This is a genomic window from Lysinibacillus sp. RU7, assembly GCF_057837305.1.
On the sequence record NZ_JBYQFK010000004.1, the window covers coordinates 1 to 26,246 of the forward strand.

A 26,246-nucleotide genomic window follows, 5' to 3' on the forward strand; every position below is an offset into this window, starting at 1 on the left:
TTTGATGTCCAAAATTTTGTTTCTTATTCAGAAACATTTATTGTTAACGTTTTGCTTGTTCAGTTTTCAAAGTTCATATTGTTTTTCGCTCGTTTCAGCGACTTCTCTAATTTAACATTTCTACTTTCGATTGTCAACAACTTTTTTTAAAAAAGTTTTTTTATGACTCTCGGAAATTTATGTTTTAAAGCGTCACGTCTTAGCGACAATTAATATATTACAATACAGGAATATTAAATGTCAACACTTTTTCAAAAAAAATTTCGAGGCATGTTACACATGCCTCGATTACTATACTATAAGCCATATTCGCTTTCAATAAACTGTTTGTCTACTCGATAATGACGATGGAATACGATTTCATTTTTTGCGATTACAGGTTCTACAATAATGTAGCCTTTATCAATTAAATACTCGACAAATACTTCTAAATCCGTAGAGTAATAACTTAACTCTTCATGCGCGTGTAACTCTTGAATTTTCCAAGTCGGTTTAGTAAGCATTACTTCTACTATATGTTGAGCTCCATCGTGCGTTCTTGAATTAATGAGGAATTCGCTTGCTAGAAATAATAGCTCTAATCGTTTATCCAATGTCTCATTACTCGTAATCAATTCTTCATATAGTTTATACACAGCTGGTTCAATCTTTTTCACCTGCGCCCACACTGTCACTTCAGGATACAGACCACTATCAATGACCGATAAACGCCCAAGATGATGGAGCGACTCCACTACATAATTATAGGCATCTAAATAATCACCTCGTTCAAAAAACTCCTTCCCTTCTAAATACCGGCGGATTAACTTACTAAATTGAATACCGGTTTTAATTTTACGTCCGTAAAACGGAAACTCTTGTAGTTCAGAACGTAATTTATATAAAAATTCATTTCGGTCAAAGAGCACTTTCCCGAAGAAAATCCAATCGACTAACTTTCGGTTCGAGCCAATGAAAAGCCACTTTCGTAAACGTTTTTCAGTTACGACGTGCATCACCATCTTCGTATCACTATACAAATAATGCTTTGTAAAAATAGGTTGATCCGCCTCTTTTACAATAATTAATAATACCGAATCAAATGTATCTGTTAGATTGATGGCATCATCACGTTTATTAATCAATATTACACCTAATGTATCAGGATGACTCGCACGCTCCTGATAGATTGGACGTAAAATGTGTTCCATAAAAGTACCCCCTAAAGTTTACACTATTACTATGCTGAAATGTTCGACGTACTATTTAGTAAATCCTTTCAAAAGATTATAATTCTAAAATAAATTCAATCTATGGTATAGTAATTTTAGATTGGGAGGCAAATAAAATGAAGAAGTATTCTAGCAAAATAAATAAAATCCGTTCATTTGCACTATCACTTATCTTTATTGGATTTGTTATTATGTACGGTGCGATTTTCTTCCGCGAAAATCAAATTTTAGTACTGATCTTTATGTCACTTGGACTATTATGTGTGATTGGAAGTACAGTCGTCTATGGTTGGATTGGTTTATTGTCAACCAAAGCTGTACAAGTCGAATGTCCGAATTGCGGTAAACACACAAAAGTACTAGGTCGTGTCGATATGTGCATGTACTGTAACGAACCACTGACACTAGATCCTACACTCGAAGGAAAAGAATTCGATCAAAGCTATAATAAGAAGAATTAAAGGCTGGTGGTTAGCGCTAGCTTTTTTCTTTTCCTACAAGTAAGCTCATCACTTATCTTAAAACATAAAAAACCTAGTAGCTGTTTTACTACTAGGTTCACATGCTATAACGCTGTTTTGTTTTCTTTTGTCAGACACTCTTGGCAAGTTCCGTAAACTTCCAGACGATGCGAATTTACTTGGAAACCTGTCACATGCGAAGCAAATTGTTCTACTTCGTTAAGACCAGGATAGTGGAAGTCTACAATTTTACCACAACATTCACAAATCATATGGTAGTGATCGTTTGTGACAAAGTCAAAACGACTTGCTGCATCTCCATAAGTCAACTCTTTTACAAGTCCCACTTCACGGAACACACGTAAGTTGTTGTAAACTGTCGCGACACTCATATTTGGGAATTTACCTTCCAGCGCTTTATATATATCATCTGCTGTAGGATGAATCATGGAGTTAATTAGATATTCCAAAATAGCATGACGCTGTGGAGTAATTCGAACACCCGTAGTCTTTAACGTGTCTAATGCGTCTTTTAAATGCATTTCATCAGACATCGCCATGCACCTCATTTCATAAATAATTATTAATTTATAATTGTTACAAACAGTGTACGAAATTTATCCACAACTTGTCAACAATTCCTTAGCTATCTCCATACTTTCCCACATTAAAAGAGCGTTTTAGCTAAAAATATTCTCAATTAAATTAAATTAATTGAGAATTAAAAGTGTTTCCTTTTAATAACCTCTTAACAGATCCATTTCGTTTTCGAGCTGTCTCTCTCCATTTAACCATTTACGAAGACTTGGTTTAAAAATTTCCAGGCTACGCTCTACATAACGGGATGAATGACTGGATAAATGCGGTGATACCGTCACATTTTTCAATTGCCATATCGGACTGTTAGCTGGTAATGGCTCTTCTGCATACACGTCTAATACTGCGTGAGCAATGAGGTTTTCTTGTAACGCTTGTACAAGTACATCTTCCTCTACTAAATCCCCACGACCAAAGTTCATGAAAATCGCACTGTCCTTCATCACTTCAAAATGTTCACGCCCGATTAAGTTTTTTGTCTTTGGCGTACTTGGCAGCATGGAAATGACGATATCCGCTTTTGATAAATGCTGTAGCAAATCGGCCATCGGATATGTTTCGTTCATATAATGGGCCATTTCCCCTGAACTATTAATACCTATTGTATGTACGTCAAACGCCTGTAGAATACACCCAATTTCCTGACCAATGGCTCCTGGTCCTAAAATAAGTGCTGTGCTACCGTTTAACTCTGTTAACCGAACTTTTTTATTCCACTCACTACGAGCTTGTTGGGCATAAATACTCGGTAGCCCACGTTTTAATGATAAAATATGGGCTAAAATCGATTCGGTCATTGGCTTCTTATGAATACCGCGCACATTCGATACGTAAATGCCGCGCTCGGCAATAGCTTGCGCTGGCATTTTCTCGACCCCTGCAGAGGCCACAAAAATCCACTGTAATTTCTCCGCGACCGCAATTTTGTCGTCCGTTAAATCTTCGCCGTATGTGACAAGAATATCCGTTTCGCGAAGCACATCGTCCCGAACCCCTTGCTCAAAAATGAACTCCACTTCAGGAAACTCTTCTACTAATGGCTTACTTAAATTTGGCCTTGGTTCAAATGTAAAATAGACGCGCATCTCTCTTATTCCCCTTTTAACTGCGATAATACCGCTTCAATATGATTTTTCACTTTTACTTTACGCCATTCCGCTACAATGATTCCTTCTTCATTAATCAGGAATGTAGAGCGTTCAATCCCCATATATTCACGGCCGTACATTTTCTTTAGCACCCATACACCGTACTTTTCTGCAATTTCATGATTCGCATCCACTAGTAACGAAAATGGTAGACCATGCTTTTCAATAAATTTTGTATGCTTATTCGCATCATCCATACTGACCCCTAAAATCACTGCATTTAATGAAGAAAAATCTTCATACGCATCACGGAAATCACATGCTTCCGTCGTACATCCTGGTGTCATATCTTTCGGATAAAAATAAAGCACCACCTGTTTTCCTTTAAAATCAGACAGACTCACTTGCTCGCCCTTTTCATTTTCTAACGTGAAATCTGGTGCCTTTTGATTTAACAATGACATCGAATCCCTCCCTATCTTTTCTCTATCGTACCGAAGTCTCGTCAGTCTTTCAATTTCTTTGGCGTTTCAAAGAGATTGGGACTACAATAGACATGACAAACTAAGTTTGGAGGCAAAACAATGAATCATTCAAAATCCGAAGAAATTTATAAAGAAGCATGCGAACATATCGTAGGTGGTGTGAATAGCCCATCTCGATCATATAAAGCAGTTGGCGGTGGCGCACCTGTTGTCATGGCGCGTGGGAAAGGTGCATATTTTTGGGACGTAGATGGTAATCGCTACATTGACTACTTAGCAGCATACGGTCCAATCGTAACAGGTCACGGTCATCCACATATCACAAAAGCAATTACTCATGCAGCAGAAACAGGCGTATTATATGGTACACCAACTGAGCATGAAGTGAAATTTGCGAAAATGTTAAAAGAGGCTATTCCTACTTTAGACAAAGTACGATTTAACAACTCGGGTACAGAAGCGGTTATGACGACTGTTCGTATTGCCCGTGCATACACAGATCGCAATAAAATCATTAAATTCGCTGGTTGCTATCACGGTCACTTTGACCAAGTATTAGTAGCTGCTGGTTCTGGTCCTGCAACACTCGGCTCTCCTGATTCTGCAGGGGTACCACAATCCGTTGCAACAGAAGTGATTACCGTACCATTTAATAATATAGAAGAATTCAATTTAGCGATGGAACGTTGGGGCAACCAAGTAGCCGGTATTTTAATCGAGCCAATCGTTGGGAACTTCGGTATTGTGGAACCGCACCCTGGCTTCTTAGAACATGTACATGCACTTGCAAAACAATACGGCGCATTGACAATTCACGATGAAGTCATTACAGCATTCCGCTTCCATTATGGTGCAGCGCATACGATGTTAGGTTTAACACCTGATTTAGTGGCAATGGGGAAAGTCATTGGTGGTGGTCTACCAATCGGTGCTTACGGCGGCCGAAAAGAAGTAATGGAAACTGTTGCACCACTTGGGCCAGCATACCAAGCGGGAACAATGGCTGGGAATCCAGCGTCTATGCTTGCAGGTATCGCCTGCCTTGAAGTATTAGCACAACCTGGTGTATACGATGAAATGGATCGTCTCGGTGCTATCCTTGAAAAAGGCATTTTAGAAGCCGCTAAGAAACATGATGTGACAATTACGGTGAATCGCTTAAAAGGAGCATTGACAATTTACTTCACAGATGAGAAAGTAGAAAACTATGAACAAGCCGAAAACTCCAATGGTGAAATTTTTGGTCATTTCTTCAAACTAATGCTTTCAAAAGGTGTAAATTTAGCACCTTCTAAGTACGAGGCATGGTTCTTAACAACGGAACATACAGAAGAAGATATTTTAGAGACAATCGCTGCGGTTGATTACGCATTTTCACAACTATAAGAAATCATCCGGCGAAGTGTCTTCAGTGATTATCACATAGAAAGAGAGGGCTTCACGTTTTATGAAATTAGGTGCCCGTGTATTCAAAACTGGTGTCGCCATTATATTTGCACTATTTTTAGCTGAGCTACTCCATTTACCTTCGCCGGTATTTGCTGGAATCGCTGCGATTTTTGCGATTCAACCGTCTATTTATCGTTCTTATTTAAGTATCTTAGAGCAAATTCAAGGGAACTTAATCGGCGCTGCGGTTGCGGTGATCTTTGGCTTGCTATTTGGCCATCATATTGTTGCCATTGGCATGGCAGCCATTATCGTTATCGGGTTAATGATGAAATTTAACCTCGAAAAATCAGTAACATTAGCGCTTGTTACGGTTGTTGCCATTATGGAAATTCAGGGCGATGACTTTTTAATGTTTGGTCTTATTCGTTTTACTACGGTCATGGTCGGAGTCTTTGCAGCGTTTATTGTGAATTTAGTGTTTATCCCACCGCGCTATGAAGTGAAATTATTTAAAACGATTAACGCGCTTCAAGATGATATTATTCGCTGGACGCGCCTTGCGGTTCGCCAAGCAAGTGAGCATACATCAACGAAGACGGCATTAAAAAAATTAACAACTCGTATGAGTGAAGTGGATAATTTATATGACTTTTACAAAGAGGAACGGAGATACTTCCACAATCAAAAATTTGTAAAGGCTCGTAAACTTGTCGTGTATCGCCAAATGATAATCACTTCTAAAAAAAGTTTAGAGCTACTGCAGCGGCTACACAAACATGAAAACGAACTCGGCAATTTACCTGAACAGTTCCGTCTCATGATTCAAGAACGACTCGATTTCTTACTGACGTACCATGAGCAATTGTTACTTAAGTACACAGGGAAATTAAAGCCTGAACATTCACAGTGGATGCAACACGAGGAATATTTGCAGCGCAATGAAGTGATGGAAATTTTCATTAAACAAATTGCCTTAGCACAAGAGCTAGAAGATGAAGAGGAATTTTCAAGTTATCACTTACTCTATATTTTATCGCGTATTTTAGATTATGAGGAAAATCTAGAGCATTTAGATACGCTCATCGTGTCGTATCGTAGCTATCACGGAAAAGAAAAAAATGTGGATTTAGAAGAAGAGTTTTATTAACCGGTAAGCGAATCGCTTGCCGGTTTTTTTACGTGAGTTGAAGCTACCCATAAAAAATAGGAGCCCGTTGAAAAGCCCCTGTACGTGTCTAATTTTTCATCTTCGGATCAAGTGCATCGCGTAAGCCATCGCCCATTAAGTTAAAGCCAATCACCGTTAGCATGATCGCCAACCCTGGGAAAATCATTGCCCACGGTGCATTCAGTAAAAAAATACGCGCATCTGCTAACATTTTCCCCCACTCGGGTGTAGGTGCTTCTGCGCCAAGTCCTAAAAATCCTAATGCTGCTGCTTCAATAATCGCTGTAGCAACCGCTAAAGTCCCTTGTACAATAATCGGCGTCATCGAATTCGGTAAAATATGGCGCCATAAAATACGGGCATTTTTCATCCCGATTGCTCTAGCCGCATGGATATATTCTTCTTCTTTCACGGTGAGTACACGTGAACGAATGAGTCGTCCAAAATTCGGGACGTTAATAATCGCAATCGCAATTAAAGCATTTTGTAAAGACGGACCTAAAATGGATACAATCGCAATGGCTAATAAAATACTTGGAAAAGCGAGCATAATATCAAACAACCGTGAAATCATCGTATCGAGCCAGCGTCCATAATAACCTGCAATAATACCTAAAAAGCTCCCCGTAACGGCAGATAAAATGACTGCTGTAAAACCAACCGTTAATGAAATACGTGTCCCATGCAAAATGCGTGAAAAAATATCGCGTCCTAAGTCATCCGTCCCAAACCAGTACTCACTCGATGGAGGAGCTAGACGCTCAGCTAAATTTTGCTCATTAATCCCTTGCGGTGCAATGTAAGGACCAATTATAGCGAGAAGGATGAAAAATAGCACAATCCCCATGCCAACAAGAGCTGATTTGCTTTTTTTAAAGCTTCGCCACGCTTCTTTCCATGGACCAACTACTTTTTCTTCTTTGATTTCTTGCATGGGCGCATTGGATACAATCTGAGACATTTCTCATCCTCCCCTAATTATATTTAATCCTTGAGTCAATAACGGTATATAAAATGTCTACAAGTAAATTAATCATGACGAATAAAAATGCGACGATTAAAATCCCTGACTGAATAACAGGATAATCTCGGTAGCCGATTGCTTCATAAATATAGCGACCAATACCTGGCCAACTGAAAATCGTTTCTGTTAAAATGGCCCCACCTAACAGCAGCCCTGTTTGTAAACCAATTACCGTTAACACAGGAATTAACGCGTTTTTCAGTGTATGTTTATAAATGACAATCAACATGCGTTGCCCTTTTGCGCGAGCCGTACGGACAAAATCTGAACGCATCACTTCTAGCATAGAAGCTCTTGTCATCCGAGCGATAATGGCTGTTGGAATCGTCGCTAACGCGGTACCCGGTAGCACTAAATGTTTTAATACGATAACAAACTGATCAAAACGTCCTTGAATCAACGTATCGATTAAATAAAAATGCGTAATAGCGATGACCGGATCTCGTACTTCTTCACGGCCTGAAGTTGGGAGCCACCCGAGCTTAATACTAAAAAGCCATTGTTCAACTAATCCAAGCCAAAAAATTGGCATCGAAACACCGACTAATGCAATCAACATCACGATGTAGTCAAACTTTGAATTTTGGAACCATGCTGAAATAATGCCCGCGTTCATACCGACAATAACAGCAATCGCCATCGCGAAAAATGCCAACTCAAATGTAGCAGCTAAATACGGCCAAACTTCTGTCGTAATCGGTTGCCGTGTACGCAAGGAGTCTCCTAAATCGCCCGTGACGATATCTTGCAAGTAGCTAAAATACTGGACATACCACGGATTATTTAACCCCAATGATTCACGCAATGCTGTAACGGCCTCTGCTGTTGCTTGTTGACCTAAAATGACTTGCGCCGGATCTCCTGGAATGGCATGAATAATTAAAAAGACAATAATAGACATTCCTAGTAAGACTGGAATTAAATGAATAAGCCGTTTCATAATATAGTGAAGCATTGTCTTCACCTCTTCTAAAGAATTTGCTAGAAATTTAGACAAGCGCTGGAGCTACATACCGTTCAAACAGACAAATCGCTATGCTCTTATCTTTTTAGAAAAAAGGGAGGCAATATTCCTCCCTTTCTATTTCACTATTCCATTGATACATTCGATAAAATATCAGAGCCTGTTGGATGTGGTAAGAAACCTTTTACCGTTGATTTTGCCGCAAGTAATGGTGTCGAGTGTGCTAATGGTGCCCACGGTGCATCCGCATGAATCATCTCTTGCGCCTGTTTATACAAATCATTGCGCACATTTTCGTCAATTTCCGATTGTGCCGCGATTAATAAATCGTGCACTGCATCATTTGAGTAATATGCATAGTTATTGCTTCCGATATTATCTTTATCTAGTAACGTATATAGGAAGTTATCTGCGTCACCATTGTCACCCGTCCAACCAAGCATGAACGCATCCGCTTCCCCGTTCTTCGTCTTCTCTAAATAGACCGCCCATTCATATGTCACAATTTTTGACGGAATCCCTACATCTTCAAGGTTTTTCTGAATCACTTCCGCCACTTTCATCCCATCTGGCATATATGGACGTGGCACTGGCATTGCCCATAGTTCAATTGGAGAGCCATCATAACCAGCTTCTGCTAATAACGCCTTTGCTTTCTCCGGGCTATATTCATAGCCTTCGATTTCATCGTTATAGCCGCTAATTGATGATGGCATCGGATTGACGGCTACTTCTGCACGCCCTTCGAAAAATGCATCTACAATGGCTTGCTTATTAATCGCATGGTTCACCGCCTGACGTACTAATTTGTTGTCAAATGGTGGACGTGTATTCGTTAAACCTAAGTAACCAATATTCATAGATGGACGTTCGATTAATTGAAGTGCTGCATTCGACTCAATTGAAGTACCATCAGATGGATTAATCCCATCAGCTAAATCAATATCACCTGCTGTTAAAGCATTTAAACGTGCTGAGTTATCCGGAATTGAACGGAAAATAACACGATCTAATTTTGGTAATCCTTCTTGCCAGTAATCTGCAAACTTTTCAATCGTAATCGAATCATTGCGCTTCCACTCAACAAATTTAAACGGTCCTGTACCAACTGGATTGTCGCCAAATGAATTGCCCGCTGATTCAAACGCAGTTGGTGATGCGATGCCGAATGGGCTCATCGCTAAGTTCTTTAAAAATGGTGCTTGTGGACGAGATAATGTAAATACGACTGTATGCTCATCTTCCGCGATAACATCTGTAATAATATCTGCCCCTTCTGCTTTAAACATGGAATTGAAGTAATAGAAGTCTTCTTCTGTTCCAGCTTTCCAACGATTCACGTTTTTCACAACAGCTTCCGCATTGAAATCTGTCCCATCATGGAATTTAACACCTTGTTGCAATTTGAATGTGTACGTTAACCCATCGTCACTAATTTCCCAGCTTTCTGCTAAGCTAGGATTTACTGTTGTATCTTGTTCACCAAACTCTAGTAATGTTTCAAAAATATTTTTAGTTACTTTAAATGATTCGCCATCTGTTACAATAGCGGGATCAAGTGATACGGAATCGCCACCACGCCCAAACACTAACACTTGTGGTGACGTTGGTGCATCATTCTCACCATTTCCCTCTGTCTCACTTTCAGTACCTGTGTCCGTTGTTGCCGAATCGTCTGTTGCATCTGAATTACAGGCAACAAGCACAAGCGTTAACAGGAGCAATAATAGCCCAAGTGACCAAACTTTTTTATTCATTTTAAACCCCTCCTTATTTCTTTCACTTTTATCATTAGTGCTGCACATCATTGTATAAATGACAAGCAACAGAATGACCTGGTTTTACTTTTCTAAACAATGGTGCTGTCACTTTACAAATGTCACTCGCATACGGGCAGCGTGTATGAAATGCACAGCCAGCTGGTGGATTCGAAGGACTCGGTATATCCCCTTCCAATACAATGGGTTCCCGGTGATGTAGCGGATCAGGAATCGGAACTGCTAATAATAATGCCTGTGTATACGGATGAAGTGGTTCTTCATAAAGTGAATCGCTACCCGCAAGCTCCACCATACGTCCGAGATACATTACGCCAACGCGGTCGCTAATATGTCGAACAACACCTAAATCATGCGCGATAAATAGATACGTTAGCTTCAAATCCTCCTGTAGCTTTTGCATCAGGTTTAATACTTGCGCTTGAATCGATACATCTAATGCAGATACGGGTTCATCGGCAATGATGAGCTTCGGATTTGTCATTAATGCACGGGCAATGCCAATACGCTGCCGTTGCCCTCCGCTAAATTGATGCGGATAGCGCTTTGCATGATACGCACTTAATCCAACGATTTCTAAGTATTCATGGACCTTTTCTTTTCGCTCTTTCGCTTTCCCCATTCCGTGTACGATAAGCGGCTCTTCTAGTATTCTTTCAACCGTATGACGAGGATTTAAAGAAGCATATGGATCTTGGAACACCATTTGAATATCTCGCCGCATTTTACGCATTTCTTTTTCCGATAATGCGGTTAGCTCTACACCGTCAAAAGTCACTTTTCCACTTGTCGGTTCAAAAAGTCGCATAATGGCACGCCCCGTCGTCGATTTCCCACAACCCGACTCTCCTACAATGCCGAGTGTTTCTCCTTCATATAATTCAAAGGAAAGGTCATCCACTGCTTTTACTTCTCCTTTATTTGCAGAAAATAAACCGGTACGAATCGGAAAGTATTTTTTCAGATGCTCAACTTTCAACAACAACTTCGTCATATACTTCACCTCCTGCCCTTTCTTCTACTAAGAAGCACCGCGCCTCATGCCCATCCGTCGCTTTATACATAGGCGGATTTTCTTGTAGACACCGTTCCTGTGCAAACTGACAACGAGGCGCAAAACGGCATCCTGTCATAATCGAACCAGGCTTCGGCACATTTCCCGGAATCGAGTGCAAACGCTCCTTTTTAAATCGCATGTCTGGGACAGATTGAATTAGCCCTTTCGTATAAGGGTGTTGCGGATTTTTAAATATTTCTTTTACAGGTGCTTCTTCCACGATTTGCCCCGCATACATCACAATAACGCGCTCACATGTTTCTGCTACTACACCTAAATCATGTGTAATAAACAAAATGGCTGTATGTAATCGCTTATTTAAATCTTTCATTAGCTTTAAAATTTGCGCCTGAATCGTTACATCTAATGCGGTAGTTGGTTCATCGGCAATAAGAATTTTCGGATCACAAATCAATGCCATAGCAATCATGACACGCTGACGCATGCCACCTGATAATTGATGTGGATATTCTTTCATCAACTCTTTGGGACGAGGTAAACCAACGAGCTTCATCATTTCCATAGCCCTTTTTTTCGCACGTCTTTTAAACCACATTTTATGATGGATTGACAATGCCTCTACCAGTTGATTTCCAATCGTAAAAAGTGGGTTAAGTGAGGTCATTGGCTCTTGGAAAATCATCGCCATCTCTTTTCCACGGATTTTTCGCATTTCTTTTTCCGAAAGAGACGTTAAATCTCTGCCATTTAATAAAATCTTTCCTCCTGTAACCTTCCCTGGTGGATTCGGTACAAGCCCCATAATGGATAGAGAGGTCACACTTTTTCCACATCCTGATTCGCCAACGATCCCCACGATTTCACCGGCACGAACAGAAAAGCTAATTTGATCGACTGCTACAATATTTCCATCATCTGAAAAGAATGTCGTTTCTAAATTTTTCACTTCAAGTAATTGATCTGAATCCATCGAGCTGCCTCCTTTTCAAAAATGGCACTGCATTCTGTGTATCAAAACGGACTATTATTTATCTTTGAAAGTAGAATTTTTCTATCTTTTATTAATAGTATTCTCGAAGCAGCAAAAATATTAATCTTTCTCTTTTATTCCGTTTTGGAGAATCTATATAAAAATAAAAAAGAGAGGCGAATGCCTCTCTTTAATCTAACTTTTGAACTTGGAATAAATTATAATATGCACCTTGCTTTGCCATAAGCTCCTCATGGGTACCTGATTCAACCACTTGTCCATACTCGATGACGAAAATTTTATCTGCATGTGTAATCGTGGATAGACGATGGGCGATGACGATTGTTGTACGGTCGTGTGCTAATCGATCAAGTGACTCTTGAATGAGTGCCTCACTTTCTAAATCGAGCGCAGATGTCGCTTCATCTAAAACGAGGATTGGTGGGTTTTTTAAAAATACCCGCGCAATCGCTACACGTTGTTTTTGACCACCTGATAGCTTTACGCCTCGTTCCCCGACTTTTGTGTCATAACCTTGTGGTAAACTCATAATAAAATCATGCGCATTGGCCGCTTTAGCAGCAGCAATGACTTCTTCATCAGTTGCATTTGGATTGCCCATTAAAATATTTTGTTTCACCGAATCACTAAACAAAATATTATCTTGCAACACAATACCAATTTGCGAACGAAGTGATGTTAATGTCACATCACGTACATCGCGGTCATCTATTTTTATAGCTCCTGTGCTTGCATCATAAAAACGTGGAATTAAGCTAACAATCGTCGACTTACCGCCACCACTCATCCCAACAAATGCCGCTGTTTGCCCCGGCTCAATTGTAAAATCTACATGATCTAAAATAGTTTTACCTTCTTTTTCGTAATAGAACGTGACATTTTCAAAGGCAAGCTTTCCTTCTACTTCTTTTAGCTCTAGAGCATTCGGCTTATTTTCTACATCATATTTTTCATCCATTAACTCAAACATCCGGTCCATCGATGCAATGGCTTGTGTTAATGTTGTTGATGAACTAACTAAACGACGTAGTGGTCCGTACAGCCGCTCAATATAAGCATAAAAAGCAACCATCACCCCGATGGATAAATTGTCGTGAATCACTTCATAACCTGCATAAGCAATCACAAGTAGCGGCGCGATATCCGTAATCGTATTGACAACCGCAAATGATTTCGCATTCCAACGCGAGTGAGTTAATGCTTTATTTAAAAATTCCCCATTTGTCTCGTCGAAAATCGTTTGTTCATGTTTTTCGAGCGTAAAGCTTTTAATAATGCTCATGCCTGTTACACGCTCATGCAAGTAACTTTGTACACCTGCCAAAGCTTGTGAGCGCGCACGTGTTAATGCACGTAATCGCCCAAAGAAATACTTCACACTAAACGCGTAAAATGGAAGTGCAATTAACGAAACGATGGTCAGCTTTACATCCATGGAAAACATAATCGCTACAACAATGATGACTGTGACTAAATCGAGCCATAAATTCATAAGCCCCGTCATCACGAAGTTTTTCGTTTGCTCTACGTCATTGATCATACGCGAAATGACTTCTCCTGCGCGCGTATTCGCATAATATTTTAAGCTTAGCTTTTGCAAATGCCCATATAGCTCTTTCCGGATATCAAATAAAATATTATTACTTAAATTTTGTGCAAAATATTGGCGGTAATATTCAATTGGTGGACGTACCACGAAGAATAGAACAAGTGCAATGCCAATCCATGTAAATAGTTGCTTTGTTTTCTCCTCAGCTGATAAACTTTCTTCCAATAAAATATCATCTAAAATAATTTGTACTAACCACGGTAAAAATAGTGGAATAGCAAATTTCAAAATGCCAATTACAATTGTAAACATTAATAACCACTTATACGGCTTAACAAAGCGCATATATCTCTTTATACTATCCAATTGCTTCTCCCCTTCATTCTTTTCGCAATGTTTATTACTATATCACATTTTAGGGTGATGAATTAATCACTATATCTCCCCTCACTCACCAAAGCCTCCCAAAAGAAAAACATAGACAAATTTAGTATTGTCTATGTTTTAGTCATAACTTATTTTTTACTGTTGGTCTGCTTGGATTTCACGATACAGTTCATAGCGGTTTGTCCAAACTTCGATAAAATCTGGCGCAAACGGTCCTCGTCGCTGTTGAATCCAGCTAATTAATTTTGTTAAGTTGCGCTTTAAAATTTTATCAATGACTTCCGGATAGGCCATTTCTTGTTTATGTTGCTCATATTCATCCTCATCAAGCAATGTATAAGACATATCGGGAAAAACCTTCACATCCAAGTCATAATCAATATATTTTAAGGCATGGTTATCAAACACAAACGGTGAACTCATATTACAGTAATAGTACACGCCATCTTCACGCAACATACAAATAATATTAAACCAGTGTTCCGCATGAAAATAACAAATGGAAGGTTCTCTTGTGAGCCACGTACGACCGTCTGACTCCGTTACAAGTGTTTTTTCATTTGCACCAATTACAATATTTTTTGTACCTTTCAAAACCATTGTTTCTTGCCAGACACGGTGGATACGACCATTGTGCTTATAGCTATGTATTTGTATCGTTTCGCCTTCTACGGGTAATGCCATATTGAAGCCCACCTTTTCGTCGTCTACGCTATCTATAATCTAGCAGTCTCCTACTTATTATAACAATGGATGAATAAAAGGTGTAGTTAGAAAAACATAAATTTCGCAATACGTTGTAAAAACAAGGCGCTTTTTTGTCAATTGACGAAATAGTGTTAATCTTGGTGAGAAAAGCAAGAAAGGCTTCACTAATTTACCCACGGTTCCATTACCTAATAAGAAAGCCGGCATGTCTTTAACAGACACACCGACTTTTGCAGGGAATTCATACGTTTAACAACATTTCACTGCAGACATAGCTATTTAGCTTGTCTTACATATTGTTGTTATTGTTGCGGCGGTTTTGTTGGTTTTGTTGATTTTGTTGATTGTTTTGACGCTCAACTCGATTACGTTGTTGCTGCAACTGTTGGAAATCTTGTTCGTTGCCGAACTCCTCCATATTGTTTTGGTTCTGGTTGTTGTTCAGGAACTCGTTGTTGTTGTTGTTGTTATTATTTTGTTTGTTTTGATTTCTTTTCATGATGAATTCACCTCCACGCTACCTATTGTGTACCGCGCAGAATTTTTTATTCATTTAATTTCATTCCAAATTTTTAACATAGGGACTGGCATAGGTAAACGCTCGATTTGTTCTCGTGTAAAAAATTTTTCATCATTGGTTGCTTCCACTTCCACAAGCTCTGCTTCAATATGCCATGTTAAATGTGAAAAGATGTGTTTAAATGTAAGTACTTTTCCATGCTCTACCTTCACCTTCACATCATACTGTTGGATTAATTTATTTAATGCATCTTCCTCTTTTTTTATTTCAATCATCGGAAACTGCCACATATTTGCCAACAGCCCATTCGCATCACGCTTTTCTAATAAATAACGTCCTTCTTTGTCACGTACAATATATACTTTATAGTGTAGATTTTTCATTTTTGTTTTTTTTGTTTTTACTGGCAGCTGTGCAGCATCGCCCGCTTCAAATGCGCGGCAATACTCACGAACCGGACATAGTAAACACTTTGGCGAAGTTGGTGTACAAATCAGTGCCCCAAGCTCCATTAAGCCTTGATTAAAAGAAGATGCATTGTTTGGGTCAATTAGTTCTGTTACGGCTTCTTCAAATATTTTTTTTGTTTTCGGCAATGCGATATCATCATGAATGTGCAGTACACGACTTAATACACGCATTACATTCCCATCTACTGCATGTTCCGGCTTGCCATAAGCAATACTAAGAACAGCACCTGCCGTATATGGACCTACACCTTTTAGTTTAGATATATCTACTCGGTTATTCGGCACAACCCCACCATATGTTTCGACTACTTCTCGTACACCTGCTTGTAAGTTTCGTACGCGTGAATAGTAGCCAAGCCCTTCCCACATTTTTAAAATATCCTCTTCTGGGGCATAGGCGAACGTTTGCGGTGTAGGAAATTTTTCTACAAAACGATTGTAATAAGGGATGACTGTATCTACACGCGTTTGCTGAAGCATTACTTCTGAAACCCAAATTTTATAAGGATCGATTGTATGTCGCCAAGGTAGATCCCGCTTTTCTCGATTAAACCAATCCACTAATTCTTTGCGAAATTCTTCTGTATATTCATAATTCATTTAATTCACCTATAATTCGATTTTATTTTTGCTTTAAAGGGTATATTATTAATTATGATAGGAAATGTTAATTTTTCCCCATCATTGTTCGTATATTCGTTGCCATATACAAGGAGTTGATTGCTTTGGACACAGGTACACATTTAGTCATGGGTATTGCCATTGGAGGTTTAGCACTTGTCGATCCCGTCGTTGCAGAAAGCTCAGCCATGTTCGGTGCTGTTATGGCTGGTACGATTTTGGGGCAGCAAGCACCGGACGTAGATACGATTTTAAAATTACGCAATAATGCGATTTATATACGTCATCACCGCGGCATTACACATTCCATACCTGCTACTATTCTTTGGCCTATTGCCATTACGGCTATTTTATCGTCAATTGTCCCCGACGCCAACCTATTGCACTTATGGCTGTGGACACAAATCGCCGTTTTTCTCCATGTATTTGTTGATATTTTTAATGCCTATGGTACACAAGCATTTCGCCCACTTTCAAAAAAATGGGTAGCACTTGGTGTTATTAATACATTTGATCCATTTATTTTTGCTCTGCATTGTGTAGGGATTGTATTATGGGTGTTCGGGGCAAATCCTGTATGGACGTTCAGCGTCATGTATGTCATTATTGTAGGCTATTATATTTTACGTTTTATGGTGCAAAGAGCGGTTAAACAAGCGGTACACAACACGATTCAAGATGAAGAATACGTAATTGTAGCGCCCACGATGCGATTCTTTTATTGGCGCATTGCCGCTGCCTCTAAAACGCATTATTATGTCGGTCGTGCCTATCGTCGTTCGGTGAATATTTACGATAAATTTGAAATCGTTCCATTACCGCGCACACCCTATGTAAACGCCGCTATGCAAGATGAAAATTTGCGCTCATTTGTCTCGTTTTCTCCGCTGTACCGTTGGGAAATTGCTGAACTACCGAGCGGTTTAACAGAAGTACGTTTAATCGACTTACGCTACCGTAGTAATGATCGTTATCCTTTTGTTGCGGTTGCACATGTAAATGATAATTTAGAAGTCGTTAATTCATATACAGGTTGGATTTTCAGCGAGGATAAACTACAGCGCAAGCTACAAATCGGGGCGAGTGAATAAAGTGTGCGAAAGGCTCACGCTAAGTTAGCGTGAGCCTTTTGTTTATTGCACCGTATCTTCAGATGTGTTTAGTAAATGGGCATACTTTGGATTACGTGCGGCAAATAAATGGAGCTTATCGCCGTAACTTGTAATTAACTGACGAACTAAGTTTTCTGTGTACTCTGCTCCGCGAAATGCATAGCCTGCCTTCGCCGAAGTGGCTTCATAATCACTCCACAATAGCTCTACCCACACACGCGCTCGTCCTGCTGGCATTTCAGGGTTTTTCGCTAGCAACTCTTCTGTTAACTTTGCGATATTTGCTTCCATATTACTTCCCTGCCTTTATCGGTGCTAAAATTGATACTGGTAGTGCTTCCTCGTAACGGTCGCCCCCTAAACGGTACCCCCAAGCAAAGCGTCCTTTTAAACGTTCTACCATAAAGTACTCCCCTGGTGAGCCATCGATTTTATACATTTCGCCTGGCACAATCGTATCTAGGTCCACTAAATATGCGGCTGCCATTAATGCTTTTCGCTCATATACAGCATACTCATTCACAATCCCTAGCTGTTCTGCTTTACGTGCTTTCTCTTTTAAACGTGCAATTTCTTCGCGTAACTCATGTTCTGTCATCGTCGCATAGTTTTTTTCCATCATGCTTCTTCTTGCTCCTTTTCTTCAATAAAACGATTGATTACTTCTATAGGAAAGCCCTTTTGGTAAAGAGCTTGCTTTACTTTTAAGTTGCGCTCAGTTCCTGCAAACTTGGCTGCATACTTGCTCCATATTTTTTCCCCTTGCGCGGCAATCATTTCTTCCCACTCATCTTCTTCACGCTCTAACGTAATGCGTTCTAACACATCGCTTACAATACTAAAGGAATACCCTTTTCGCAGCAACACATCTTGGATTTTTTGTTTCACTTGTGCCGGTGTTTTTCGGTTTCCTGCTCGTACTTCTTTCTCTGCTAATTGTATTGCAATTTCAAGTTGTTCTTCATATGAAAACGACTCAAGCACTTCATCTTGCAATGATTTGTCGATTCCTTTTTTCTTTAAATCTTGCCTGATAGCATGGGGACCTTTTTTCATTGTGCGTTTTTTTGTTTCCAGCAATGCTTTGGAATACGTTTCATCATTTAAAAATCCAAGTGCCTCGAGTTTACGGATCGCTTCTAACACAACGGCTTCTCCGTATCCCGCATCCTGCAATTTTTTCTTTACTTCATATTCACTCCGCATTTGAAAACTTAAAAACGATAGGGCTTTATTAAAGGCTTTCGCAATCTCATCCTCGTATGTAATTTCATCGATATCAAACTGCTCGAGCACTTTGCCTTTTATTAAGCCAAATTTAATAAGTGTACCTTCATCTACTGCAAACGCATATTCATCGTTCAAATAAATATTATACCGCTCTTTGTTATTTTTTTGACGACCTATTTTTGTAATAACCTGCATGCGTTCACCTTCCTTTTCTCTCTAGTATACATATTTTTACGAAACGTTTCACGATTGGATATAATAGGGAAAGAAAAGCTTTGGAGGTGCTGGAAATGAAAGTAGCAATTTCAGGTGGTACAGGATTAGTTGGCAAAAGACTATGTGCATTATTAAAAGCACGTGGCGATGAAGTGATTGTCTTAACGCGAGGGAAAACAAAAGAAGAAAATAGCATTCGCTATGTAAAATGGCTCGGTGGCGAAACACCGGAAAAAGAGTTAGAAGGTATTGATGCATTCGTCAATTTAGCAGGTGTATCCTTAAATGAAGGACGCTGGACAGAAGAACGAAAAAGTGCTATTTATACTAGTCGAATGAACGCAACGGATGAAGTCATTCGCATCATTGAAAATTTAGAAACAAAGCCACAAGTACTTGTCAACGCAAGTGCAATCGGTATTTATCCATTTTCCACATCGAATGTTTATACAGAAAACGAAGTAAATTTAGCAAAAAATTTCCTGGGAAAAACAGTAGCTGATTGGGAGGAGCGAGCGAGTCGCGCAGCTACGTTAGGCGTTCGCGTTTGTTTAATGAGGCTTGGTGTAGTACTAGCACGGGATGCGGGCGCACTACCATTAGTTGCCTTGCCTTATCAGCTGTTTGTAGGTGGGACAGTAGGCTCAGGTGAGCAATGGCTATCTTGGATTCATGTGGATGATGTGTGTGGGGCCATCATTCACGCAATCGAAAAGCCTGAACTAGCAGGACCAATCAACGTTACATCACCGAATGCAAAACGGATGAAAAAATTTGGAAAAACAGTCGGGCATGCGTTAAATCGTCCACACTGGCTCCCTGTTCCAAGCTTTGCATTAAAACTCACACTCGGCGAAAAAAGTCAGCTTGTATTAGAAGGACAGTATGTCGTACCTGAAAAACTGCTACAATCAGGCTATCAATTTAAATTCGCATCCTTAGAAGATGCCATTGTTGATTTGTATAATATGTAGATAAGAAAAAACATCAAATAATAACCCCAATCACTCTTAGAAAGACATATCTCGACTAAAATAGTTCGAGATAATGTCTTTCTTATATGAAGATCCATAATTTTCAAACTCCCTTTCACATTCACACCATGAAAATCCATGTATAGTAAAACGATACGGTCGCAACCTACGTGTAAAAAGGAGGTTGCATTTTTTATGAAAAAAACAATTGGTCTTGCTGTTAGTATTACCATCATTTTGTTTTCCATCGTATCATTTGCTTTTGCAGATGAACTGCACTGGGGATTCAAAAAAGCATCCGGTGGTGCACAAATTGAAATTGGCAGTGAGCTTGAAAATATGCTGACGAAATATGATGCTATCTACCGTGGTGATCCAGAGTCCAAAACGATTTACTTAACATTTGATAACGGATACGAAAACGGCTTTACCGAAAGGATTTTGGATACATTAAAAAAAGAGGATGTCTCCGCTACATTTTTCTTAACAGGTCATTACGTAACGAGTGCCTCTGATTTAGTGAAACGAATGGTGAAAGATGGACACATTATCGGCAACCATTCCGATAAACATCCGAACATGGCTCGTTTATCCGAAGCACAGATGGTGACAGAATGGAAAAATTTCGATAAAAAGCTAAAAGAGGTAGCAGGTATCGAACGCACGTACTATACACGTCCACCAGAAGGCGTCTACAATGAAGCTGTGCTCGCAGCCGGGTTAAAGCATGAATATCGTCATATTTTCTGGTCGATTGCCTTTAAAGACTGGGAAAAGGATGTACGCCGTGGTGGAGACTATGCCTACAACGAACTTATGAAGCAGCTACACCCAGGAGCGATTATTTTAATGCACACGGTTGCGGAAGATAATGCAGATGCCATTCCAAAATTTATTAAAGATGCGAAAGCACAAGGATACACATTCGGCTCATTAGATGATTTATATAAAAAATAATTTAGTTCCACCTGCTTCCTTTTCTTTCGCTCTTCCGTCCGTTATAATAATGCGATGAACTTAAAGGACGTGAAGGCAATGAATCAAGTAACAATGGAAATCGGTCAAAAATTTCCGTTAACGATTAAACGGCTCGGCATTAATGGAGAAGGTGTTGGCTTTTATAAACGCAATGTTGTATTCGTAAAAGGCGCAATTCCTGGAGAAGAAGTAACCGTTAAAGTAACAAAGCTTCAGCGGAATTTTGCGGAAGCAGAAATTTTAACGATTCGTAAACGTAGCGAATCTCGTCAAGAGCCACCATGTGCTGTGTATGAACAGTGCGGTGGTTGTCAATTGCAACATATGACATACGAGGCTCAGCTTCTAAATAAACGAGATATCGTCGTACAAGCGATGGAAAAATACGCGCGCGATATCGCAGAACATACAGAAATCCGCACAACACTTGGTATGGACAATCCATGGAATTATCGCAACAAAAGTCAGTTCCAAGTACGAAAAGAAGGTAAGCGTGTATACGCTGGTCTTTTCACAGAAGGCTCAAATAAGCTGTTAAACATTAACGATTGCTTAGTACAGCACCCGATTACATCGCGTATTACAGTAGACGCGCGTAAAACATTACAAAAGCTAGGGATTACGATTTATGACGGGAAAACATTAAACGGTCTCGTGCGTACAATCGTCGTCCGTACAGGCATGCGCACAGGTGAAACACAACTTTGTATCGTTACAACACGCAATGAATTCCCACATAAAGAAGAGTTTATTGCCCGTATGAAAAAGCTACACCCAGCGATTGTCTCGATTACACAAAACATTAATCGTGAAAAAACGTCACTGATTTTTGGTGATGAAACGATTGTATTAGACGGCAAGGAAACGATTCATGAAGAATTAGGTGAATTAGCGTTTGATTTATCGTCTCGTGCATTCTTCCAATTAAATCCTGAACAAACTGTTCATTTATATAATGAAATTAAAAAAGCAGCCGCGCTGACAGGGAAAGAAACAGTTGTAGATGCGTACTGCGGTGTTGGTACAATTGGTTTATGGCTAGCAGGCGAAGCGAAAGAAGTGCGCGGCATGGACATCGTACCGGAAAGCATTCAAGATGCAAAAGCGAATGCACGTAACCATGGCTTTAAACATGCTCGCTATTACACAGGGACAGCTGAAGACTGGTTAGCTCGTTGGCGCCGTGAAGGCTTTACACCGGATGTCGTAACAGTCGACCCACCGCGCACGGGCCTCGCGCCAAGCTTTATTAAAACCGTATTAAAGATTCAACCAAAACGCATTGTGTATACATCTTGTAACCCTTCCACACTGGCAACGGATTTAAAAGAGCTCTCAAAGCTTTATGAGGTGAAATACATTCAACCAGTGGACATGTTTCCTCAGACGAGTCATGTGGAATGTGTCTCACAACTCATTTTAAAAGAAAAAAGATAGTACTTTTAAATTTTCATTTCGCCTACAAGCAGGCAGTGATTATTTGATAAAAACATGTAACACATTCATGAATAAAAAGTGACTAGTAGGTCATACTAAGTTCGGTTCCACTTCTAATCGATCATGAAACAGGAGGGTTACTACGATGAGTAAATCTGGCGCAAAAGATTCAACATCACAGGATGATCCGCCACGTTACGTTTCATGAATGATAAGTGTCACCTAGAGGCTTTCCTAAAAAGGGAAGCCTCTTTTCATTTGTTTGCAAATAAGCATTCATAAAGCCATGTCCGCTTTTAGTAGTTCTCCATTCTACTTTTCATATTGTTATCCTGTTCTAATAAAACATAGGAGTGAGAACATATCTTTTTTTTAATAAGAATAAACTAGGCTTTTTCCCTACAGCTCCCAAAATTATTTATTATTTTTAGGCGCTCACCACCTATCTTTTCCTTCCATATGCTATACAAAAAGGAAAAGAGGGAGACTATGGGGATTGAGTTAGTGGCTCTCCATTGGATATATATTGTATTCATCGTCCTCATCATAGGATTTATGGTGAAACGACTCGATACAACGCTGATTTGTATTTTAGGGATTTTCATTATTGCGATTGTAGCAACCGGGGATCTGACGGCTTCCATTAGTGGGGTGTTTAATAGCTTCATTTATGCCATTACCGAGCTATTATCAACCATTCTTATCATTTCCATTATTGTGGCGATGAGTCGTGTACTCGCCAAAACAGGGATTAATGAAGTAATGGTCGCGCCATTTACAAAAATCATTAAAAATGCAACACTGGCATATTGGACGATTGGGATTTTAATGATGATCATTTCTTGGTTCTTCTGGCCATCGCCAGCTGTCGCACTTTTAGGGGCTGTGCTACTCCCCGTTGCGATACGGGCTGGACTTCCTGCACTTGGTGTTGCTGTAGCAATGAACTTGTTTGGTCACGGCATTGCATTGTCGAGTGATTTCGTCATTCAAGGAGCACCAAAGCTAACAGCAGATGCAGCGGGGATTCCAGTAGCAGATGTCGTTGCTGCGAGCATACCACTTGTTATAACAATGGGCGTTGTCACAACGCTTGTTGCCTACTTCTTATTAAGACGCGATATGAAACGTGGAAAACTGGAATTAGTCGGAGCATACGAAGGCGAAATCGAGCAAGAAAAAACAGAAGATTTACTCACGATGACACAGAAACGATTTTTTGCGATTTTAATCCCGATAGCGTTTATTTTAGATGTAGTCGCGATGGCTATATTCAACTTACAAGGCGGGGATGCCACTGCTTTAATAGGTGGTACATCGGTATTCATTTTACTACTACTGTGTATCATTGCTCATAAGAAGAAAGGGCTTGAGGAAACAACTAATTATTTTGTTAAAGGTTTTCAATTCGGCTTTAAGGTGTTTGGTCCTGTTATTCCAATTGCAGCTTTCTTCTATCTCGGTGACTCCGGCTTCACGGCCATTATCGGGGATTATTTACCAAAAACATCTCACGGCATTGTGAATGATCTTGGTGTGGCTTTAGCCGCAATCGTCCCTCTTACTAAAGAAATCGCCGTTATGACGCTAACAGGAGTAGGCGCTATTACAGGATTAGATGGCTCTGGATTTTCAGGGATCTCACTCGTTGGGTCCATCGGTAATTTATTCGGGACTGCGATTGGAGAAGGCACCGCTACCTTAACAGCACTTGGTCAAATTGCGGCCATTTGGGTTGGTGGTGGAACGCTTATCCCGTGGGCACTCATCCCAGCCGCGGCCATTTGTAATGTCAGTCCGTTTGAGCTTGCCCGGAGAAACCTTATCCCTGTTGTCATTGGATTAATTGTTACAACCATCGTCGCTGTATTTTTAATTTAAATTTAGTTATTTACAAAGAGGCAATCACCCTTGCCTCTTTTTACTGTGCTTATAAGTACTCATCAAACATACAACCGCAAACAAATTAATCGCTTCTTCATCTCTAAATCTATATAATACCCATATAGGTATAATAGGAGGTGAAGAAGTGAAACAGCAATCCGCAACGAATCATACGAGATTTCATCCATTACAGCATTTTGTCTGGCTACCATTAAGCTTTGTTATGCTTTTGTCTATTATCATATACATAGTTTATAATGTTATGCATAAAACATTTTCAGTAGCATTGCTCATTTTACTAGGTGTCGTAATATTAGCTATTATTCCAGGTATGCTTGCGCGTATTTATGCGTTAACACTACAAGATCGTTTAATTCGTACAGAAGAACAATTGCGCTACTATATGTTAACAAATAAACGTATTGATAATCGCATTACAACACAACAACTCATCGCATTACGTTTTGCATCCGATGAAGAGTATGTACAACTAGTAGAAAGAACGTTAATAGAAAACCTATCAACAACAGATATTAAACAAGCTATCCAAACGTGGCGAGCTGATCACCATCGTGTGTAGCAGTTTTATACCTTGTTATGTATAAGGTGTAGAAGGGAGTCGATTTCATGAATCAAAAGAATTCCGCTGTGTTCGATCAATATATCAGCTCAACTGCTGCACAGCAAAAACTTTATAAACGGACATTAATCATCGTATTGATGTCTCAAATATTTGGCGGGGCAGGGCTTGCAGCGGGGATTACGGTAGGTGCTTTACTAGCAAAAGATATGCTCGGAACGGAAAGCTTTGCTGGATTACCTTCTGCACTGTTTACACTCGGTTCAGCACTCGCCGCATTTATCGTAGGACGACTTTCACAACGGTTAGGACGTCGATACGGGCTCTCTTTTGGCTTCATCGCTGGAGGGATTGGGGCAATTGGTGTCATATTTGCGGCCAATCTCAATAGTGTCGCATTATTATTTATTGCGTTATTTATTTACGGGGCAGGTACTTCGACAAACTTACAGGCACGCTATGCAGGAACTGATTTGGCCAATGAAAAGCAACGAGCAACAGCGACAAGTATCGCTATGGTGGCTACAACATTTGGTGCAGTTGCAGGACCAAATTTAGTGACGCCGATGGGAAAAGTAGCAACAGCTTTCGGTATGCCCGCTTTAACTGGACCGTTCATGTTAGCGGCAGTGGCTTATATTTTAGCTGGTCTGACACTGTTCATTTATTTGCGTCCCGATCCATTACTTGTGGCGAAAGCCATCGCAGAACAACAAGAACAGCAACAGATGAAATTAACGAATACCGTTAACGGCACACAACAGAAAGTAAATCGTATTGGCATTTTCGTTGGAGCCCTTGTATTAGTACTGTCACATGTTATTATGGTTTCGATTATGACGATGACACCGATTCATATGCAAGGACATGGCAGTAGCTTAAGTGCAATCGGCATGGTCATTGGATTACACGTTGCGGCGATGTATTTACCGTCACTCGGTACGGGATTACTCGTTGATAAAGTAGGACGCACATTTGTCGTCATTGCTTCTGGTATTACATTAGCATTAGCAGGCTTGTTAGCCGCTTTCGCACCAGGTGATTCGCTAATTTGGTTAGCCATTGCACTCATGTTATTAGGATTAGGTTGGAATTTTGGCTTAATTAGTGGGACAGCCATTATTATTGACTCCACGACGATTCACAACCGTGCCAAAACACAAGGCTCCATCGACGTATGGGTAGCGCTAGGTGGATCAGCTGGTAGTCTGTTATCTGGTGTCGTAGTTGCCTATTCAAGTTATGCTTATTTAGGATTTATCGGTACTTACTTAGCCCTATTTTTAGTCCCTGTTGTTATTTGGGCTCACATAAAGAAAAAAAATAAAATGGTGAATTCATCAGCCTAAAAACACGGTAAGCAAAAACCAGCACGATTAATCAGTGCTGGTTTTAAGTTTATA

26 protein-coding genes are annotated in these 26,246 nt (G+C 39.9%); 10 read left to right on the forward strand and 16 right to left on the reverse strand.

The genetic code is table 11. The features are described 5' to 3' along the window. Positions 1 to 296: 296 nt before the first annotated feature. Complete coding sequence (locus AC3II9_RS04005) at positions 297 to 1,190, reverse strand: nucleotidyltransferase-like protein (RefSeq protein ID WP_431027958.1); 894 nt, start codon at positions 1,188 to 1,190, stop codon at positions 297 to 299. 137 nt (positions 1,191 to 1,327) lie between these two features. On the opposite strand from AC3II9_RS04005, the gene AC3II9_RS04010 reads away from it, so the two are divergent. Then, positions 1,328 to 1,672: a YgzB family protein gene (locus AC3II9_RS04010; RefSeq protein ID WP_391375306.1), complete on the forward strand. Its 345-nt coding sequence runs from the start codon at positions 1,328 to 1,330 to the stop codon at positions 1,670 to 1,672. Between the two features lie 104 nt (positions 1,673 to 1,776). On the opposite strand, the gene perR is transcribed toward AC3II9_RS04010, so the two are convergent. From perR to bcp, 3 genes are all read right to left on the reverse strand, one after another. Next, positions 1,777 to 2,232, reverse strand: a complete 456-nt coding sequence (gene perR / locus AC3II9_RS04015; protein ID WP_489153328.1) for a peroxide-responsive transcriptional repressor PerR — start codon at positions 2,230 to 2,232, stop codon at positions 1,777 to 1,779. Positions 2,233 to 2,409: 177 nt separating this feature from the next. Next, a complete protein-coding gene (locus tag AC3II9_RS04020) occupies positions 2,410 to 3,354 on the reverse strand; it encodes a D-2-hydroxyacid dehydrogenase (RefSeq protein WP_489153330.1) in 945 nt (314 codons plus the stop codon). A gap of 5 nt (positions 3,355 to 3,359) precedes the next feature. Beyond that, positions 3,360 to 3,821: a thioredoxin-dependent thiol peroxidase gene (bcp, locus tag AC3II9_RS04025; RefSeq protein WP_489153332.1), complete on the reverse strand. Its 462-nt coding sequence runs from the start codon at positions 3,819 to 3,821 to the stop codon at positions 3,360 to 3,362. A 120-nt stretch (positions 3,822 to 3,941) separates the two neighbouring features. On the opposite strand from bcp, the gene AC3II9_RS04030 reads away from it, so the two are divergent. Together AC3II9_RS04030 and AC3II9_RS04035 are read left to right on the forward strand one after the other, a co-directional pair. After that, complete coding sequence (locus tag AC3II9_RS04030; protein WP_489153334.1) at positions 3,942 to 5,228, forward strand: glutamate-1-semialdehyde 2,1-aminomutase; 1,287 nt, start codon at positions 3,942 to 3,944, stop codon at positions 5,226 to 5,228. A 61-nt stretch (positions 5,229 to 5,289) separates the two neighbouring features. Beyond that, a complete protein-coding gene (locus AC3II9_RS04035) occupies positions 5,290 to 6,381 on the forward strand; it encodes an FUSC family protein (protein WP_489153336.1) in 1,092 nt (363 codons plus the stop codon). An 88-nt stretch (positions 6,382 to 6,469) separates the two neighbouring features. On the opposite strand, the gene AC3II9_RS04040 is transcribed toward AC3II9_RS04035, so the two are convergent. From AC3II9_RS04040 to mutY, 9 genes are all read right to left on the reverse strand, one after another. Continuing rightward, a complete protein-coding gene (locus AC3II9_RS04040) occupies positions 6,470 to 7,363 on the reverse strand; it encodes an ABC transporter permease (protein WP_489153338.1) in 894 nt (297 codons plus the stop codon). 13 nt (positions 7,364 to 7,376) lie between these two features. Continuing rightward, positions 7,377 to 8,381 carry an ABC transporter permease gene (locus AC3II9_RS04045; protein ID WP_489153340.1) on the reverse strand — a complete coding sequence of 335 codons (1,005 nt, stop codon included), beginning with the start codon at positions 8,379 to 8,381 and terminating at the stop codon, positions 7,377 to 7,379. Positions 8,382 to 8,515: 134 nt separating this feature from the next. Continuing rightward, positions 8,516 to 10,147 (reverse strand): ABC transporter substrate-binding protein, encoded by a 1,632-nt coding sequence (locus tag AC3II9_RS04050; RefSeq protein ID WP_489153342.1) that lies wholly within the window; start codon positions 10,145 to 10,147, stop codon positions 8,516 to 8,518. A gap of 34 nt (positions 10,148 to 10,181) precedes the next feature. After that, positions 10,182 to 11,162 (reverse strand): ABC transporter ATP-binding protein, encoded by a 981-nt coding sequence (locus AC3II9_RS04055; RefSeq protein ID WP_489153344.1) that lies wholly within the window; start codon positions 11,160 to 11,162, stop codon positions 10,182 to 10,184. Then, a complete protein-coding gene (locus AC3II9_RS04060; RefSeq protein ID WP_489153346.1) occupies positions 11,137 to 12,156 on the reverse strand; it encodes an ABC transporter ATP-binding protein in 1,020 nt (339 codons plus the stop codon). The genes AC3II9_RS04055 and AC3II9_RS04060 overlap by 26 nt, the downstream gene beginning before the upstream one ends. A 190-nt stretch (positions 12,157 to 12,346) precedes the next feature. Further along, positions 12,347 to 14,092, reverse strand: a complete 1,746-nt coding sequence (locus AC3II9_RS04065; protein ID WP_489153348.1) for an ABC transporter ATP-binding protein — start codon at positions 14,090 to 14,092, stop codon at positions 12,347 to 12,349. 156 nt (positions 14,093 to 14,248) lie between these two features. Beyond that, complete coding sequence (gene ntdP, locus AC3II9_RS04070) at positions 14,249 to 14,797, reverse strand: nucleoside tri-diphosphate phosphatase (protein WP_391375341.1); 549 nt, start codon at positions 14,795 to 14,797, stop codon at positions 14,249 to 14,251. A 313-nt stretch (positions 14,798 to 15,110) separates the two neighbouring features. Further along, a complete protein-coding gene (locus AC3II9_RS04075; protein WP_489153350.1) occupies positions 15,111 to 15,320 on the reverse strand; it encodes a hypothetical protein in 210 nt (69 codons plus the stop codon). A 50-nt stretch (positions 15,321 to 15,370) separates the two neighbouring features. Continuing rightward, a complete protein-coding gene (gene mutY, locus AC3II9_RS04080; RefSeq protein WP_489153352.1) occupies positions 15,371 to 16,411 on the reverse strand; it encodes an A/G-specific adenine glycosylase in 1,041 nt (346 codons plus the stop codon). A 125-nt stretch (positions 16,412 to 16,536) separates the two neighbouring features. Between mutY and AC3II9_RS04085 the strand changes: the two genes are divergently transcribed. Continuing rightward, positions 16,537 to 17,523 (forward strand): metal-dependent hydrolase, encoded by a 987-nt coding sequence (locus AC3II9_RS04085; protein ID WP_489153354.1) that lies wholly within the window; start codon positions 16,537 to 16,539, stop codon positions 17,521 to 17,523. Positions 17,524 to 17,565: 42 nt separating this feature from the next. Here the strand turns inward: AC3II9_RS04085 and AC3II9_RS04090 are convergent, their stop codons facing one another. The 3 genes from AC3II9_RS04090 to recX are packed head-to-tail and all read right to left on the reverse strand — an operon-like array spanning position 17,566 to position 18,969. Continuing rightward, positions 17,566 to 17,835, reverse strand: coding sequence for a YfhJ family protein (locus AC3II9_RS04090; RefSeq protein WP_489153356.1), 270 nt, complete (start codon positions 17,833 to 17,835; stop codon positions 17,566 to 17,568). 1 nt (position 17,836) lies between these two features. Next, positions 17,837 to 18,166 (reverse strand): YfhH family protein, encoded by a 330-nt coding sequence (locus tag AC3II9_RS04095; protein WP_489153358.1) that lies wholly within the window; start codon positions 18,164 to 18,166, stop codon positions 17,837 to 17,839. Further along, positions 18,163 to 18,969 carry a recombination regulator RecX gene (gene recX / locus AC3II9_RS04100; RefSeq protein WP_489153360.1) on the reverse strand — a complete coding sequence of 269 codons (807 nt, stop codon included), beginning with the start codon at positions 18,967 to 18,969 and terminating at the stop codon, positions 18,163 to 18,165. Before recX ends, AC3II9_RS04095 begins: the two co-directional genes overlap by 4 nt. 95 nt (positions 18,970 to 19,064) lie before the next feature. Here recX and AC3II9_RS04105 point away from each other — a divergent pair, with 95 nt between their 5' ends. The 6 genes from AC3II9_RS04105 to AC3II9_RS04130 all read left to right on the forward strand — a co-directional run bounded on the left by AC3II9_RS04105 (position 19,065) and on the right by AC3II9_RS04130 (position 26,192). Continuing rightward, positions 19,065 to 19,964, forward strand: coding sequence for a TIGR01777 family oxidoreductase (locus tag AC3II9_RS04105; RefSeq protein ID WP_489153362.1), 900 nt, complete (start codon positions 19,065 to 19,067; stop codon positions 19,962 to 19,964). Positions 19,965 to 20,159: 195 nt separating this feature from the next. Continuing rightward, positions 20,160 to 20,921: a polysaccharide deacetylase family protein gene (locus AC3II9_RS04110; protein ID WP_489153364.1), complete on the forward strand. Its 762-nt coding sequence runs from the start codon at positions 20,160 to 20,162 to the stop codon at positions 20,919 to 20,921. A gap of 78 nt (positions 20,922 to 20,999) precedes the next feature. Beyond that, the gene (gene rlmD / locus AC3II9_RS04115; RefSeq protein ID WP_489153366.1) at positions 21,000 to 22,379 is read left to right on the forward strand and encodes a 23S rRNA (uracil(1939)-C(5))-methyltransferase RlmD; all 1,380 of its coding nucleotides are present in this window, start codon (positions 21,000 to 21,002) and stop codon (positions 22,377 to 22,379) included. Positions 22,380 to 22,868: 489 nt separating this feature from the next. After that, complete coding sequence (locus AC3II9_RS04120; RefSeq protein ID WP_489153368.1) at positions 22,869 to 24,260, forward strand: hypothetical protein; 1,392 nt, start codon at positions 22,869 to 22,871, stop codon at positions 24,258 to 24,260. A gap of 148 nt (positions 24,261 to 24,408) precedes the next feature. Continuing rightward, entirely contained in the window at positions 24,409 to 24,843 is a 435-nt protein-coding gene (locus tag AC3II9_RS04125) for a DUF6526 family protein (RefSeq protein WP_489153370.1), read from the forward strand. Positions 24,844 to 24,890: 47 nt separating this feature from the next. Further along, positions 24,891 to 26,192 (forward strand): MFS transporter, encoded by a 1,302-nt coding sequence (locus AC3II9_RS04130; protein ID WP_489153371.1) that lies wholly within the window; start codon positions 24,891 to 24,893, stop codon positions 26,190 to 26,192. Positions 26,193 to 26,246: the final 54 nt, after the last annotated feature.

Bases quoted from the DNA above. Each gene is read 5' to 3' on its own strand.
- AC3II9_RS04005 (WP_431027958.1), bottom strand. From the start codon at position 1,190: ATGGAACACATTTTACGTCCAATCTATCAGGAGCGTGCGAGTCATCCT.
- AC3II9_RS04010 (WP_391375306.1), top strand. From the start codon at position 1,328: ATGAAGAAGTATTCTAGCAAAATAAATAAAATCCGTTCATTTGCACTA.
- perR (WP_489153328.1), bottom strand. From the start codon at position 2,232: ATGGCGATGTCTGATGAAATGCATTTAAAAGACGCATTAGACACGTTA.
- AC3II9_RS04020 (WP_489153330.1), bottom strand. From the start codon at position 3,354: ATGCGCGTCTATTTTACATTTGAACCAAGGCCAAATTTAAGTAAGCCA.
- bcp (WP_489153332.1), bottom strand. From the start codon at position 3,821: ATGTCATTGTTAAATCAAAAGGCACCAGATTTCACGTTAGAAAATGAA.
- AC3II9_RS04030 (WP_489153334.1), top strand. From the start codon at position 3,942: ATGAATCATTCAAAATCCGAAGAAATTTATAAAGAAGCATGCGAACAT.
- AC3II9_RS04035 (WP_489153336.1), top strand. From the start codon at position 5,290: ATGAAATTAGGTGCCCGTGTATTCAAAACTGGTGTCGCCATTATATTT.
- AC3II9_RS04040 (WP_489153338.1), bottom strand. From the start codon at position 7,363: ATGTCTCAGATTGTATCCAATGCGCCCATGCAAGAAATCAAAGAAGAA.
- AC3II9_RS04045 (WP_489153340.1), bottom strand. From the start codon at position 8,381: ATGCTTCACTATATTATGAAACGGCTTATTCATTTAATTCCAGTCTTA.
- AC3II9_RS04050 (WP_489153342.1), bottom strand. From the start codon at position 10,147: ATGAATAAAAAAGTTTGGTCACTTGGGCTATTATTGCTCCTGTTAACG.
- AC3II9_RS04055 (WP_489153344.1), bottom strand. From the start codon at position 11,162: ATGACGAAGTTGTTGTTGAAAGTTGAGCATCTGAAAAAATACTTTCCG.
- AC3II9_RS04060 (WP_489153346.1), bottom strand. From the start codon at position 12,156: ATGGATTCAGATCAATTACTTGAAGTGAAAAATTTAGAAACGACATTC.
- ntdP (WP_391375341.1), bottom strand. From the start codon at position 14,797: ATGGCATTACCCGTAGAAGGCGAAACGATACAAATACATAGCTATAAG.
- AC3II9_RS04075 (WP_489153350.1), bottom strand. From the start codon at position 15,320: ATGAAAAGAAATCAAAACAAACAAAATAATAACAACAACAACAACAAC.
- mutY (WP_489153352.1), bottom strand. From the start codon at position 16,411: ATGAATTATGAATATACAGAAGAATTTCGCAAAGAATTAGTGGATTGG.
- AC3II9_RS04090 (WP_489153356.1), bottom strand. From the start codon at position 17,835: ATGGAAGCAAATATCGCAAAGTTAACAGAAGAGTTGCTAGCGAAAAAC.
- AC3II9_RS04095 (WP_489153358.1), bottom strand. From the start codon at position 18,166: ATGATGGAAAAAAACTATGCGACGATGACAGAACATGAGTTACGCGAA.
- recX (WP_489153360.1), bottom strand. From the start codon at position 18,969: ATGCAGGTTATTACAAAAATAGGTCGTCAAAAAAATAACAAAGAGCGG.
- AC3II9_RS04105 (WP_489153362.1), top strand. From the start codon at position 19,065: ATGAAAGTAGCAATTTCAGGTGGTACAGGATTAGTTGGCAAAAGACTA.
- AC3II9_RS04110 (WP_489153364.1), top strand. From the start codon at position 20,160: ATGAAAAAAACAATTGGTCTTGCTGTTAGTATTACCATCATTTTGTTT.
- rlmD (WP_489153366.1), top strand. From the start codon at position 21,000: ATGAATCAAGTAACAATGGAAATCGGTCAAAAATTTCCGTTAACGATT.
- AC3II9_RS04120 (WP_489153368.1), top strand. From the start codon at position 22,869: ATGGGGATTGAGTTAGTGGCTCTCCATTGGATATATATTGTATTCATC.
- AC3II9_RS04130 (WP_489153371.1), top strand. From the start codon at position 24,891: ATGAATCAAAAGAATTCCGCTGTGTTCGATCAATATATCAGCTCAACT.